Annotated in this window: 9 protein-coding genes; 3 read left to right on the forward strand and 6 right to left on the reverse strand. The window is 66.8% G+C overall.

Going from position 1 to position 13,873, the window contains the following annotated elements; translation table 11 throughout:
- The first annotated feature begins 3 nt into the window (after positions 1-3).
- Both SMA01S_RS14630 and SMA01S_RS14635 read left to right on the forward strand, forming a co-directional pair.
- Positions 4-2,019 (forward strand): hypothetical protein, encoded by a 2,016-nt coding sequence (locus tag SMA01S_RS14630; protein ID WP_157093956.1) that lies wholly within the window; start codon positions 4-6, stop codon positions 2,017-2,019.
- Complete coding sequence (locus SMA01S_RS14635) at positions 2,012-7,921, forward strand: DEAD/DEAH box helicase (protein WP_066823742.1); 5,910 nt, start codon at positions 2,012-2,014, stop codon at positions 7,919-7,921. The genes SMA01S_RS14630 and SMA01S_RS14635 overlap by 8 nt, the downstream gene beginning before the upstream one ends.
- A 33-nt stretch (positions 7,922-7,954) precedes the next feature.
- Here SMA01S_RS14635 and SMA01S_RS14640 read toward each other — a convergent pair whose 3' ends face one another.
- Genes SMA01S_RS14640 through SMA01S_RS14655 form a run of 4 tightly spaced genes read right to left on the reverse strand, consistent with a single transcriptional unit; the run spans position 7,955 to position 10,680 of the window.
- Positions 7,955-8,407 (reverse strand): very short patch repair endonuclease, encoded by a 453-nt coding sequence (locus SMA01S_RS14640; protein ID WP_245649287.1) that lies wholly within the window; start codon positions 8,405-8,407, stop codon positions 7,955-7,957.
- On the reverse strand, positions 8,391-9,332 hold the full coding sequence (locus SMA01S_RS14645; protein ID WP_066823746.1) for an Eco29kI family restriction endonuclease: 942 nt from the start codon (positions 9,330-9,332) through the stop codon (positions 8,391-8,393). Before SMA01S_RS14645 ends, SMA01S_RS14640 begins: the two co-directional genes overlap by 17 nt.
- A 33-nt stretch (positions 9,333-9,365) precedes the next feature.
- Positions 9,366-10,526: a DNA cytosine methyltransferase gene (locus tag SMA01S_RS14650; RefSeq protein WP_066823748.1), complete on the reverse strand. Its 1,161-nt coding sequence runs from the start codon at positions 10,524-10,526 to the stop codon at positions 9,366-9,368.
- Positions 10,513-10,680, reverse strand: a complete 168-nt coding sequence (locus tag SMA01S_RS14655) for a CopG family transcriptional regulator (RefSeq protein WP_245649288.1) — start codon at positions 10,678-10,680, stop codon at positions 10,513-10,515. Before SMA01S_RS14655 ends, SMA01S_RS14650 begins: the two co-directional genes overlap by 14 nt.
- Positions 10,681-10,942: 262 nt before the next feature.
- Here SMA01S_RS14655 and SMA01S_RS14660 point away from each other — a divergent pair, with 262 nt between their 5' ends.
- Positions 10,943-12,079 carry an HNH endonuclease gene (locus SMA01S_RS14660; RefSeq protein ID WP_169804242.1) on the forward strand — a complete coding sequence of 379 codons (1,137 nt, stop codon included), beginning with the start codon at positions 10,943-10,945 and terminating at the stop codon, positions 12,077-12,079.
- 124 nt (positions 12,080-12,203) lie between these two features.
- Here the strand turns inward: SMA01S_RS14660 and SMA01S_RS14665 are convergent, their stop codons facing one another.
- Both SMA01S_RS14665 and SMA01S_RS14670 read right to left on the reverse strand, forming a co-directional pair.
- Positions 12,204-12,842, reverse strand: a complete 639-nt coding sequence (locus SMA01S_RS14665) for a GntR family transcriptional regulator (protein WP_066823758.1) — start codon at positions 12,840-12,842, stop codon at positions 12,204-12,206.
- Entirely contained in the window at positions 12,814-13,695 is an 882-nt protein-coding gene (locus SMA01S_RS14670; protein WP_066823761.1) for a phytanoyl-CoA dioxygenase family protein, read from the reverse strand. The genes SMA01S_RS14665 and SMA01S_RS14670 overlap by 29 nt, the downstream gene beginning before the upstream one ends.
- Between the last annotated feature and the right edge of the window lie 178 nt (positions 13,696-13,873).

The raw sequence follows: 13,873 nt of genomic DNA on the forward strand, positions 1-13,873 counted from the left end.
GCGGTGGACGTTCAGAAATGCCAGTTGCTCGGCGAGGTCGAGTACGCGCAGCATAATTTCGCGCGCCTCCGGCCGCTTCTCTACTCGCTCGACGGGAGGCGCTGGGACGGCCCGGTGGAACGCGGCTGGTTCCCGACCTCGGGCCTCGTCTTTTCCCTGTCCCCGGAATTACGCTACGCCGCCGCTGGCGGCCTATGGACATTCCAGGTCAAACCCAATGAGCGTCAAGCTGTCGCCGAGGATGGCAAGGACGCGTTCATGACCATCCAGGTCAAACCGGCCACGCGCTTCCTGCACGACATGGAGCCTCGCGATATGGAGGCGCTACGGCGACTGGCGACGATCGAAGGTCTTGAGATCGCCCCGTCCACGGGCGGCCTGTTGCTCCCCGAGATCGACGACCAATGGGTGCTGGTCCCGGAGCTCGAACGCGGCGCGGACGATCGCTATCGCGTGACCGATGATCGTCAGCTCGGCCATATGCGCGTGCTGAGCGGCACGCCGGAGACGATCGCCGGCGTACCCACCCCCGATGGCCGCTGGGCCCTTCCCATTGTGCGCTCCGGCCACGGTTCCGACATCCGCAATTGGCGCCCCCCGGCCACGTTGGTCGAGCAACTCGCCAGCGACCTGCGCAAATGGCTTCCGCACGCGCCGAACAAGGCGCGTGCCGCCGCTGCCGCGAGCGCGCTCAGGGATGTGGCGGCTGTCCTGGACGGGTTATCCGCGCTCCGCTCGGCGGACACCCGCGCCGCGCTCGATCGGGCCAAGGGGTTGATCGAGGAGGCCGAGCGATCCGGAGTGGATCTGGATGCCCTTGTCGAGGCGCTGCTCTCCGCGCCAACGATCGCGGCCGAGATCGCGGCGGAACGCGAACGCGTCCGGGCCGAGTTGGAGGAACAGGCCCTGGCATCGGTCGCCGAGTTGGAGTCCGCTGCGCGCGCGCGGCTCGACAATGAGATGGCGGAGGCGCGGCGAAAGCTCACCGCGGACCAAGCGGCGCTCGCGGCGATCCGGGAGGAAACCGCCGAGGCGGAACGCGCGCTTGAGGAAGCCCGGCGGCGGCATCGCGGCGAGACCGCGGGCTTCACCAAGTCGCTCGAGGGTCTAATCGCGCGCGCGCGCGATGAGCCGGCGGCCTATGCCGCCGAGTGGCTATCCAGGTTCGGATTGTCGCCAGGCGCGAACGTCCCAGCCTCCCAGCCCGTTGATCCCGTTCCTGAGGCCGGCGTCTCGATCTCCGAGGCTGAGCTTGGTCGCGCGCTGATGGAAGTAAACCCCATCCAGGCGCCAGAGCCTTGGTTTATGGTGATGGATAGCGCCATCCGCGCGCGGGAGTTGGTCGTGGCGATCGGTCCCAAGGCGCGGGATATCATCGAGGCATGGATCGCGCGCATGTGCCCGCTCGCGGTGCGGGTCGGGGCCTCGGACCCATCCATACTCAGCCTCGCGGATCTGATCGACGGCGGCGCGCGCGCGGGCGTCGCGCCGCTGGCCGGCGCGATCGGGCGGGCTCGCGCCAATCCCGATCGTTTGGTCCTAGCCGTTCTCGACGATGTCGATGTCTCCGCCGGCGGGTTCTGGCTGGCCGAGGCGGCACGCGCCAATCGCGCGTCGGGCGGCCGGCTGCCGGCCAACCTCTTGCTGGCCGCGCTTGTCGAGGATGACGCGGAGCGTTTCGCGTTGGCGGACGGCCGGGTCGGCGAACTCTTCCCGATGCGGTTCGACGGCGCCGCTCTCGCACCGAAGCAGATAGCCAATCGGGGCGATCTCGAGCTGGCGCTCGATCTTGTCCAGCCTCCGCTCATGGGCCTCGCGGTTAGCGACCGCGTCGAGGCGTTTCGCGGGGCGGCGAGTCGTGTTTTCGGACCCGACGACGTCGAACGGCTGGCGAATGAGTTCATCGCTTGGGCGGGCTGGCTCAAGGCGGGAGGCGCGCGACCGAGCGAGGAGGCGAGCTTAACGACGCCGCTCAGAAACGGCGCCGATACGATGCGTAAGGGGGGTAACAATGCTTGATCCGATCGGCGCGTTCGAGCGCATGCGCGACTATTTCGTCGCCTATTTGGATACCGCTTTCAAAATCAGGCGCGCTGATGTCGCGACCGCGCGCCGGGCGTTGCTCGCCACCGCAGGGCGGATGTGCGCCGAGCCCTATATCGAACCGATCCTGCGCTATCGGTCCGCCGAATCCGGGTTAGAGGCTCTTGTCGATGCGCCGGGACCGCTCGCGGCGTTCTCGCGCGAGGGCCGCGTCGCGTTCGTCGAACTCGCGGCGTCAGGGTTATTCGATGGCGTCGATCAGGCCGAGGGCGCGACGCCGCGCCGCATTCCCGAGTACAAGCCTTACCAGCATCAGTTCGAGATGCTCGCGCGGGGCGTGCGGCCGGGCCGGCCCGGGATCGTCACGTCGGGTACGGGCTCGGGAAAGACCGAATCCTTCCTTCTGCCGATTCTGGCCCGCATCGCCGAGGAAGCGGTGTCCTGGCCGGCTCCGAACGGCGTGCTGGGCTCGGAGGATTGGTGGGAAGGCGATGACGATTTCCGGCTCGCCCGGAGCCTCGAGCATCCGAACCGACCGAAAGCGCTTCGCGCCCTCATCCTCTACCCGATGAACGCGCTCGTCGAGGACCAGCTCACGCGCCTGCGTAAGGCGCTGGATTCGGAAGCCGCGCGCGAGGTCTGCGATCGTCGGTTTCGGGGCAACCGCATCTTTTTCGGCCGTTACAACAGTGCGACGCCGCCCACGGGCTTCGAGACCCATCCGGTCCGCCGGGACAAGGCCACCGAGGATAAGCGGGACCGCGCCGTCGAGAAGGCGCGGGGGTATCTGCGGGGCCTCGCTGATAGCCAGGATATGGCCATGCGCTACGACGCGCAGCTCGCACGAGACCGCGATCTCGACGCGCTTGAGGAGACACGCTTCCTATTCCCCTCGGTGGACGGCGCGGAGCTCAACACGCGTTGGGATATGCAGGCGGCGCCGCCCGACATCCTCGTGACCAACTCGTCGATGCTGAACGCGATGCTGGCGCGTGAGGTCGAGGAGCCGATCTTCGACCAGACGCGGGACTGGCTCGCCTCCGACCCCGACGCCTATTTCCACTTGGTCATCGACGAGCTCCACCTCGTGCGCGGTTCGTCCGGTGGCGAGGTGGCTGGCCTCATCCGCATGCTGATCAACCGTCTCGGGTTGGACCGTCCCGACCTGCGCCACAAGCTCCGGATTCTCGCCTCGAGCGCCTCGCTTCCGGTCGAGGGCGAGGACGCGGCGGCGACCGCGTCACTCACTTATCTGTGGGACTTCTTCGGCGAGCTCGGCACCTTCGCCGAGACTGGATCGCCCGGTGCCCAGAATCCCGATTTCTGGCGCGACTGTGTCGTCCGCGGGGATCCCGTGGTACCATCGAGCCCCGGCATTCTCCTTGATCCTAGGCCCTTCGAGGCGCTGGTGGACGCGGCGGCGGGAGAACAAGGAGGCGCCGTCCTCCAAGTACCTCCCCTGGCACGGATCGACGCGCCGATTACCGATGCGCTAACGGCGCTCACCGGCGCCAGCGCGGCCAGCGCGGCCAGCGCGGCCAGCGCGGTCGAACGCGTCCGCGCGCTCGCCGAGGCCGCTGCGGCGCGGTTGGTCGCCGCCACTACCGACGCCAATGGCGCGCGCGCGCGGTCGGTCTCCGAGCTCGGCGAGGCGTTGTTCGGCGCGCCCAACGCCTTGGCGGTGCGCGGCATCCTGTTGGCGCGAGGACTTGGCGACGCCTTGCGTCAATACGATCGCGACGGCCCGCGCGTCGCGCAGACCACACCCTCCTTCAGGGCGCATATCTTCTTCCGCGCGCTCGAGGGATTGTTCGCCGCGATGGATCGGGATGCCGCGGGCGCGCCGGTGTACGAGGCGCTCTCGATCGAGCGTGGAACGGGCCTCGCGCCACGCGACGATGGCCCCGATGCTCCCGCGAAACGCATTATCGAGGTGCTCTACTGCGAAGCGTGCGGGGAGCTCATGCTCGGTGGCATGCGGTCGGCAAGCATAGCGGGCGCGCCGATCGAGCTTCTCCCGAGCAGTCAGAATCTGGAGGCGCTCCCCTACGCGTCCGCCGGAACGGAGTTCGAGGACCTCGCCTATCGCGATTACGCGATTTTCTGGCCGACGAGCCGGGGGCAGGCGGCTCCCCCCGAGGTCACCGGCCAACGGGATGGCAGCGCGCCGACCTGGGTCGCGGCGCGGTTGGATCCGTTCGGCGCGCGGGTTCTCGCGACTGGCGTGGGCACACCGCGTGAAACGGATTTGCCGGGCCTGCTCTTCCGCCGCTCGGACGCCGACTCCGCCAGGGACGCGCGAGGCCGCGGGCCCGGCGACAAAGGGTCGGCGGCTCCGGCCGCCTGTCCATGTTGCGGAACATCCTATCTGTTCCGCACCAAGGGACGATCGAGTCCCATCCGGAATTTCCGAACCGGTTTCGCCAAGACGTCGCAGTTGCTCGCGACCGAATTGTTCGAATTGCTGCACGCGAGTGGTTTGGACTCACCCAAGGCCATCGTTTTCTCGGACAGTCGTCAGGACGCGGCCCGCGCGGCGATCGATCTCGAGGCGAACCATCATCGCGCGCTGATCCGCGACATGACCGTTCGGTTGCTACGCGAGAGAGTGGATCAAGCCTATCGCGCCGAGGCGCTCGTGGCGCTGCGCGCCGCGCAGGAACAAGCGATCGCCAATCGCGAGTGGAGCGAGGTCGAGCGATTGGAGCGCGAGATCGCCCGCGCCGGCGGGCAAGGGGAGGCGGTAGCCACGCTGCGCTCTATTGGCCAGGATCCGGCGGATCCCAGCTATCGGGGCACGCAAGCCGGTGTTCCCCTGCCCGCCGCCCCGCTCATCGCCGCCATGGCGCGGCTTGGGATTCATCCCAGCGAAGCGACCGTCACCGACGATGACCATTGGTGGACGCTGTTCCACAAGAACGGCGACGCGGTGCATTGGCAGCCCCCATCCGACCCGCGCATGCGCGAGGCGATGATCGACGCCCGCGAGGCGATCGTGGATGGCCAGGAGGCCGCGATCTACGACACGCTCTTCAACAAGACCTACTTCTCCTTCGAGGAGGCCGGCCTCGGCTATCCGACGTTGTTCCTCGAAGGGGAGCGCACCGTGGAACGCGATCGCTTGGACGCCTGGCTACGCGTGTTCGCGGACGCGTACCGGATTCCAGCCTCGCACTGGGTCGACCCCACCGAGGTGTCGCTCTGGAACGACGCCAGCGACGTTCGGGACACGAACCGGGTCGCGCGCTTCGCCCGCGCGATCGATTCGAGTGACCCGGATCGCGTGCTCGACGCGGTGCTCTCGGCGTTCGCCGCGCACGGCCACACCGGCGGCCTTATCAGGTTGTTCGGGCTCGGTGTTCGTCTCTCCCGGGCGGACGATGATTTCTGGCGATGCGGGTCTTGTGATCGCGTCCATCTTCATCGCGGGCTCGAGCGATGCACGCGCTGCTTCACGCCCTTGGACGAGACCCCGAGCGGTAAGATCGCTTCGCTTTGGCGGCACAATTTCCTCGCGCATCGGATCGCGCGCGCGGGCGACAACTCCACCGATCCCTTCAGATTGCGAAGCGAGGAACTGACCGGGCAGACGCGCGACGGCGCCGAGCGGCTCCGGCGCTTCAGGGGCATCCTGGTCGAGGACGGCGCGGACCCCACCGGCGAGCTTCCGCGGTTGGCCAAGGAGATCGATCTGCTGAGCGTCACCACGACGATGGAGGTCGGCATCGACATCGGCCCTCTCCAGGCCGTGTACCAGGCCAATATGCCCCCGCAGCGCTTCAACTATCAGCAGCGTGTCGGCCGCGCGGGTCGTCGTGGTCAAGCCTTCTCGCTCGCGCTCACCGTGTGCCGCAGCCGCAGCCATGATCTTCACTATTTCCGCCATCCGGGGCGGATCACCGGCGACGCGCCGCCACCTCCATTCCTCGCGACGGGCTATGAGGACATCCCGCTCAGGGTGATCCGAAAAGCTTGGCTCCAGGCGGCGTTCCGGCGCCTGAGGATCGAACATGGCGCGCGCTACCCAGGCTATGACCTGCTTCCGCCCGACATCCATGGCGAATTCGTCAGGGTCGACCTCTACAAGGACGAGAACTCGCCGTGGCCCTCGGCGCTGCGCGACACGCTCAGCGCGACCACCGACGTCCGGGACGCGGCGGTCACCGCGGTGATGGTAGGTCAGCGCGACACCCTGCTCGAACAGGTGCGCGCCGCGCTCGACGTCGACGTCCTCATGGACGCGATCGCGATCGTCATCGACCATGAGACCCGATACGATATCGGTGTCGCCCATTCGCTAGCGGAGGGAGGCCTATTGCCGATGTACGGCATGCCGACCCGAGCGCGGCCCCTCTATCTCGGGCTCGAGCATCAAGGAGGAGACGATTGGTGCTGGGATGCGACCGACCGTGACGCCGACCTCGCCATCTACGAGTTCGCGCCCGGCTCGACGTTGGTGCGGGACAAGCGGCTGCACCGCGCGGTCGGCTTCACCTCGACCCTGCCCGAGCCACGCAAGCGCGGGCGTTGGATCCTGCCCAATCAAGCCGCGCGCGATCCGATCTCGGAGGATTGGTGGATCGGCGCGTGCGCCGCGTGCGGCGGTTGGACACGCCGCGAGACCGCCGAGGCGACGGCGTGCGCCGCTTGCGGAAACGCGATCGCGGCCGAGAGCTTTCGTAAATGCGTCACACCGGGGGCCTTCCGGACTGACTTCACGCCCGTCAAGATCGGCGAGGATGATTTGCGCGTGGTTCGCGCCCGCGTCGTCTGCGCCGAGGCGACCCCGGTGGCGACGACTCCCGTGCCCAACGAGAACGTAGCGCTCGCGCTTGAGCGCTCGGCGAACATCATTCGACTCAATCCCGGCGCGACCGGGACCGATCTATTCGATGGTGGCTTCGATTTGAACGAAGGCACCCAGCGCTTCTGGCGCCCCGGCCCTGGAAGCCCGCGGTTCGAGATGGAGAACCAAGCGCTTCTGGATGACGCCGCCGCCGCCTTGCGCGGATCTTGGACCGGCACGGGTCGCTCCGGCCGTATCTGGCTCGCCTCGCGCAAGGTCACCGATAGCCTGTTCCTTTCTCCCGTGGCGATGCGACCGGAGCTGAACATCGCTTCGGTCGCTGGCCCGAACACGGTGACCTCGATCCGAGCATCGGCCTTCACCATGGCCTTCCTGCTGATCGACCGCGCCGCGCTCGAGCTCGACGTCGATCCCAGTGAATTCGAGATTCTGCCGCCGCGCGTAGCGCACGCCGACGGTCGGGAGTGGCCGATCATTCAGATCGCGGACACGTTGGTGAACGGCTCGGGCCTATCGCGGCAGCTATCCCTTCCCACCGACGCACCCTGGGCGGTCGAGTTGCTCGCGTCGATGGTACGGGAAGAGACCGCTTGGCCGCTCGCGGATTTCATGCGGGACGGGCACCGGGCTCGCTGCGATCAGGCCTGTTACGAGTGCCTGCAGCGCTATGGCAATCGCGCCTATCATGGCCTGTTGGATTGGCGGCTGGGCTTGACCTACGCCCGCGCGATGCTCGATCCCGCGCACCGGCTGGGAGGCGATGGCGATTTCTCCGCGCCGGAATTGCGCGATTGGCGAGCGGGCGCGCTGGAGGCGCTCGGTCGGGTCGCGCGCAGCGGCGATATGGAGGTTGTGTCCGATGGGCCCGTGCCGGCACTTCTGGTCCATGGCCCTGCTCAGCCGCTGGTGGTTCAGGTGCACCACCCGATGTGGCGGATCGAGGGGCCCGATGTGCCGCCGCTCATCGACGAGGCCGTGGCGCGCTTTGGACCGGGCGGGCGCTGGATCGACAGCTTCGAACTCGCGCGCCGTCCGTTCGTGGCGATCTCCAATCTGGTCCGGGCCGGCTGAGGTCGAGGCCGGGCGAGGAACGATCTTGCCCGGTCACCGCCGCCGCGCACGGCTTGTCCTGACCCTCGGCATTTCCACGATTTCCCGTGCGAACCGTTCGAGCCTGTCGCGATCGAGCTCGCATTCCCAGATCACGCGCACCGTCCAACCCGCGTCCCGTAGCGCCGCTTCCTTCAGCTCGTCGCGCGCTCGATTGGCCTCGAGCTTGGGCACCCAAAAGTCCAGCCGCGACTTCGGAAGCCGTGCCAATTTGCAATTCGGATCGGGATGGCGGTGCCAGAAACAGCCATGCACGAAGATCGCGACCCGCCGTGAGGGCAGGACGATATCGGGCCGCCCCGGCAAATCCTTCGCGTGTAGCCGGTAGCGTATTCCAGCGGCGTGCAAGGCCCGCCGTACGCGCATCTCGGGCTTGGTATCCCACCCGCGCACCTTGGCCATCTGCGCGCTTCGAGCGGGATCAACCGGCTCAGTCGTCCTCGCCACCCGCCTCGTCATCCTCAGGCCCCGCGATATCGCCAACCGGCGGGATAAGCGGCACGGAAAGGTCGGCATGCTCTTGTCGGAAGGCGGCGAGAACTTCCTCGAGCAGTGACGCGTGATCGGTGCGCGGCGGCGCGTTGTCGAGGGTCTGGTCAACGCGCGCGCGGATTTGCTCGAGCGATAGCGAATCCTCGAGCACTGGGGCCAGCGCCCAGGGCCGACCGGGATGGACGACATCCCAGGGTGAACGCTTATTGGCGCGCGTCTTGGCCGCGTCGCCATGCTTGCTCATGCCCCAACAGGCCTTGGTCTCGGAGTTCCAGAGCGGCCAGAACATACCGATGAGATGCTTCTCGGCGACCAGCTGGGCATTGGTCGCGCAAACCAGCCGACGGCAGGTGAAGTCGGCGAGGCGGATGAGGTGCATTCCCTCGGGAAGATCCATGTACCCCTCGGCGGTCGCGATGGTGCCCGCGTGCTCGATCAGGCGGCCCGTCAGCCGTGGCCCCTGTTCCCGAGGCGTGCTCGCGTCGCTGTCGGAAGGATCCGCCTTGCCGACATAGATGGGCGTCTCGGTGCCCGAGATCCGGCGATAGAGCGGATGATCACCTTCGTAATAGATCGCGTAGACGCCCGAGCCGTAGGCCGGCTCGATCGAGCGCAGCGGCACGCGCGCCTGGGCCAGGAGCGCGAGGGCGACGACGCGGCCGATCGTCTTCGGGTCCGACGGATCGAAGCTGGTGAGCGGCATGCGGATCGGATCGGTGGCGGCGCGCGCCAACTCGATCGCGTCGGCATGCTCGGCGAGCCCCTTACGAATGCGCCGCGAGACCGCTGGAGAAACTCCCGCGTCCGCGATCGCCACGACCTCGGCGAGCGCGCGCGACAGACCTTCAAACGCTAGGGAATCTTCCGATTTCTTCGCCACGCCTCGCCCGATCCAGTCGAGCCAGGTCGCGCGTCACGCGACGGCCTGGCCTACCGGATCGACATCCCCACTTCTAATCATCTCGTCAAGCCAGCGCGCCGCCGCCTCGCTGAGTTGGGCGGGCACGGCATTGCCCAATTGACGCATGCTCTCCGACCAGGAGCGGGGGAAAGCGAAGTCATCCGGCAACCCAACGAGACGCGCGGCTTCCCGAAGCGTGAAATAGCGCACCGATCCATCGTCGAGGACCATCATATTCTCGCCACCCGGCACGCCGTGATCGCCGGCCTTGAGCGCCTTGGACGGCAAGTCGAGCGGGCTACCCGTGTGCCCTTTGTAGACCCGGGCGCCGGGCTGGAAGACATGATTGTCGCGACCCGTGGGATCGCCGAGATCGGCGAGCGTGTCGCGCACGGTCACCCAGGGCAGGCCCTCTGGCTCCCGTTCGCTCGTGCGCAGCCAAGCCACGCGCGCACGGTCGCGCTCCAATACCGGCGCGCGCGGAGCGATGCCGTGACGGTGCCAATAGTCGCCGGTCACGAACTGATCCCAAAGCAGGCGATCGCGCGAATGGGTGGGCGTCATCGGCGAGGGCGCGACACCGAGCGAGGTCGCGAGACCGAAGATCAACACGCGGAAACGGATCTGCGGCGCGCCGAAATCGGCCGCGTTCACCACCTGGGCGATCACCTCATATTTGGCCGGTTTGCTCGAGGCGCGCAGGCGCTCGCGATGCTCATGGAATCCTTCACCGTCGCGGCGCTCATCCTGGGGATGGCGCAGGTGCTGCCTGATCCATTCGAGATAGGGCGAGAAGCGGGGCCCCGCGAGATTTCGGACATTCTCGAACAGGAAACCCCTAGGCCCCGTCTCGCGGATCGCGCGGATCGCTTCGGGCCACATGTCGCGCAGATCCTCATGCCCGGCCTTCTTGCCGCCGATCCCGAACGGCTGGCAAGGCGGCCCACCGGAGATGACCTCGATCTGGCCGCGATGCACGGCCCAGTCGATGTCGCGGACATCGGTGAGCTCCATCGGCCAGCGGGCGATGTGCTCGAGCCCCCGGTCACGATTGTGGCGCACGGTGCCGACCGCGTCGCGATCATATTCAGCCATGAGCGCGTGATCGAAGCCCGCTCGAGCCATGCCAAGCGCCATCCCGCCGCACCCGGCGAACAGTTCAGCCGTGCGCATTTTCGTCGCCCTTCGTTCCAAGCACCGACCCAGCTCCGATCTCGTCCAGGAATTTCTCCACGGCGCGGCGGACCAGCCATGCCTCCTTAACGCCCTCGCGCTCGGCGACGCGTTCCAATTGCGACTTGCGTTGGAAGGTCAGCGTCGTCGTCACGCGCTTCGCGTTTGCTCCGTCACGCCCCATCGATCAAACTCCTATACCGCGGAATGCCGCGGATTGAATCGTTTTACAGCGCGATTCGTCTGGTTGCAACAGGAAGAACAGACTGCGAACGATAGTCAATCCGCCGCGCACTCCCGGGCCAGCTTTCCCACAGATATTTTTTCCGCGCGTCAGGGGCCCCGCCCCGTACCCTCGCCGACCGCGCTGGACATTCATGGACTGTAGTGAATGCTGGGATCAAAAGGGGGAACGAATGGCGACTGGGGGAGAGCTTGCTGATCTGACTGATCCGCGCGCCGTGCGCTTGGCGATGGCGCGGTTCCGGGAACTCGGGCGCGATGCATTCATCGCGGAATACAGCGTTCCGGAGGCGGGCTTCGATCGGTCCAGGGATCATTTCGTGGTCGAGGACGGGGTGGGCTATGACAGCAAGCCCCTGGCCGCCGCCGCATATGGGTTCCAGCACGGTCGCGCCAAAGCCCTTCACTCGGATGACTTCGCCGGTGGGGCTCCCGTCATCGCGCGTATGCATGCGCTCGGCTTCAAGGTTTCGCGCTGGCTATCGCCAAAGTTCGTCGAGGGCGAGATCTACGCGCGGCTTCCTATGCGCGAGCGCTTCGGCATCGCCGATGCCAACTTCGATAATGGCGTGTTTCGCCTCAAGGACACCAATTCGATCTGGCTGTTCGTCACCAGGGACAAGACCAAGGATCGAACGCAATATAAGGATCGGTTGGAGGGGGATATTCTCCAGTGGCAAGGCCAGATCCAGGGCCGCACCGATCGCATGATCATCGATCACGAAGTGAACGGCGATGAGCTAATTGCCTTCTACCGCGAGAGCAAACGCCAATATCCCGAGGCCGGCTTCCGCTATGAAGGGCGGTTTCGCTATGTCGCCCACGCCGGCGGGAAGCCCACGAACTTCACGCTCCAGCGTTGGACGGGCCAGGCGAGCCTTGAGATTCCCGACAAGGAGTTCGACCCCAAGACCATCGAGGATGGGCGCGAGAAGATCCTCCGCGCGGTCACGCGGCGGCAAGGACAGCCTCGCTTTCGGCGCGACCTACTAGCGGCTTATGGCGGCAAGTGCGTGGTGACCGGGTGCGGAATCGAGGCACTGCTCGAGGCCGCGCATATCCGCCCATTTCTCGGGAAGGAGACCAACGTCACGCAAAATGGTCTGCTGCTCCGCGCCGACATCCACACCCTGTTCGACCTCGGTTTCATCTCGGTCGCGGCCGATGGCGGTATCCTCACGTCCGAGAAGCTCATCAACACCGAATACGCGGGCCTTTCCACGACGCGGATGAGATCCCCGCTCGTCGCGGGCGATAGCCCGAGCGCGAAGGCTCTCGCCTGGCACCGGGCCGAGCATGGGTACGACTGATAAAGCGCAATCTTGTCGCATCATATTATTGATCGCCATCGCCGGTGACTGGTCACCATGATGTGGTTGCTCCTCGACAATATGGGTTGTGGCGTCTTCGGGGAGATCGCGACGGCATCGGGTACTATGGCGAGGCTACCGCCAGGAGAGCGGGTACCTCGCCCAACCTGCGGCGGTGATAGGAAGCGAGCCGACGGCGGAGATCTGGTCCTTCCGCCGCTAGGATAGCACTAACAAGGGATCGATATTCCTCATCGAGACATTTAAGCACGACCGCTTCCAGACGACGAAATGGTGCCAGGCGGTCATTGAGCTGCTGGATTGCGCGGACATGCTCCGCGCTGCCAGTCGCGCGGGCAATCTCGATGAACAGGTTTGCAGTTGCCGTGGCTACATCTTTCTCTTCTGCCACGGCCGCGCTGACGACACGTTCGCCGGAACCCGGGCGGATATGACGGGTGGCGGGACGGAGAAGCTGCGCGTTCCAGTCATAGAGATCGCGGAGTGCCGCTTCGGTCAGTTGGGGCACGCGGAACCCATTGTGGTTCGGCGCCTCGACCAGCCGCTCGCCGGTGAGGCGATGCAGTGCGTCGCGAATGGGCGTGATGCTGGCGGCGATCCGCTGTCCGATCAGCGCGGGTTCGATCGGGCTGCCGGGAGGTAGTTCGCCTTCGGCCAGCATGCGCTTCAGCTCGTGATAGACCCGCTCGAAGGTGGCGCCGGGACTCATCGCGTCATTCCCGTTCGCGTTGCCCGTCGACATGCGCCGCGATCAGCGCCTGCTGGTCCGGGCGCAGCGCGTCGACCGCGCCGATCGGGCCGGTGGGCGCGTCGTGGAGCAGGATCGACGGGCATTGGCCCTCGTAGTTGCCGAGGTTGGGGCGGTGCTGGCGGTAGCCGACCAGCGCCGCGAGCTCGGGCGCGAAATGCCGCGCGGTTTCTGGCGGATAGGCGAGCCACTGGTTCTCATAGGGCTTGAGCCAGCCCAGGCAGTAGCTGACGATCGCGCCGCGGCGGGTGGTGAAGCTGCGGTTGCCGCCGGCGCCGTGCAGCGTCGATCCGAGAAAGACGAGCGCGTCGCCGGGATCGAGCTCGATCGCGATCGGTGCGGTGTCGGGGCTCGGCTCGATCGCCTTTGCGCCATGGCTGTCGGGCCAGACCAGCGTCGTCCCGTTCATCTCGCGATACGGCGTGAACGGCCACATCACGTTGACGAGATATTCGATACTGCCGGTGGGGCCGCGCCACATGTCCTGGTCGCGGTGCGGCAATTGCGTCAGCGCTCGCGGGTGGAGCGCGATCGCCTGAGTCAGGTTGAGCTGGATGCAGTCGCACCAGGGCGCGAGGATGTGCTCGGCGATGGCGAGGATTACCGGGTGCATGACCAGCTCGGCGGCACGGGGGCTGCGGGCGAGCAGGCGCCCGAAGCGCTTGGTGCGCTCGCCATAGAAGCCACCCTGGCAGAATGGCGTGACGGCGAAGGCCTGGGCAAGGTCGTGGTCGAGACCCCCGATCGTCTCGGCGGGCAGGGCGCCGCTGAGGACGCAATAGCCATGCTCGAGGAGCTGCCGCGTCGGGTCGGGAACCGTCTCGGCGGATGGGAGCCGGGTCGCCATCATGCCGCCTCCCGTTCGAGCTCGGCCGGCGCGTGGATGCCGTTGGCCGCCAGGAGAACGGGCGTGTCCGGGGTGATCTCGATCCGGAGCGCGCCGAGCGTCATCCCGTCGATGGTGCGCGGACGGCCGAGTGGCTCGGCGCGCCAGCCGAATCGGAGCACCTGGTCGAGCCAGGCCT

The sequence above is a fragment of the Sphingomonas mali NBRC 15500 genome, assembly GCF_001598415.1.
In the GTDB taxonomy this organism is placed as follows: Bacteria; Pseudomonadota; Alphaproteobacteria; order Sphingomonadales; family Sphingomonadaceae; genus Sphingomonas; species Sphingomonas mali.

Excerpts from the sequence above, each read along its gene's own strand:
- SMA01S_RS14665 (WP_066823758.1), bottom strand. The coding sequence starts at position 12,842 with ATGTCGACGGGCAACGCGAACGGGAATGACGCGATGAGTCCCGGCGCC.
- SMA01S_RS14635 (WP_066823742.1), top strand. The coding sequence starts at position 2,012 with ATGCTTGATCCGATCGGCGCGTTCGAGCGCATGCGCGACTATTTCGTC.
- SMA01S_RS14670 (WP_066823761.1), bottom strand. The coding sequence starts at position 13,695 with ATGGCGACCCGGCTCCCATCCGCCGAGACGGTTCCCGACCCGACGCGG.
- SMA01S_RS14650 (WP_066823748.1), bottom strand. The coding sequence starts at position 10,526 with ATGCGCACGGCTGAACTGTTCGCCGGGTGCGGCGGGATGGCGCTTGGC.
- SMA01S_RS14660 (WP_169804242.1), top strand. The coding sequence starts at position 10,943 with ATGGCGACTGGGGGAGAGCTTGCTGATCTGACTGATCCGCGCGCCGTG.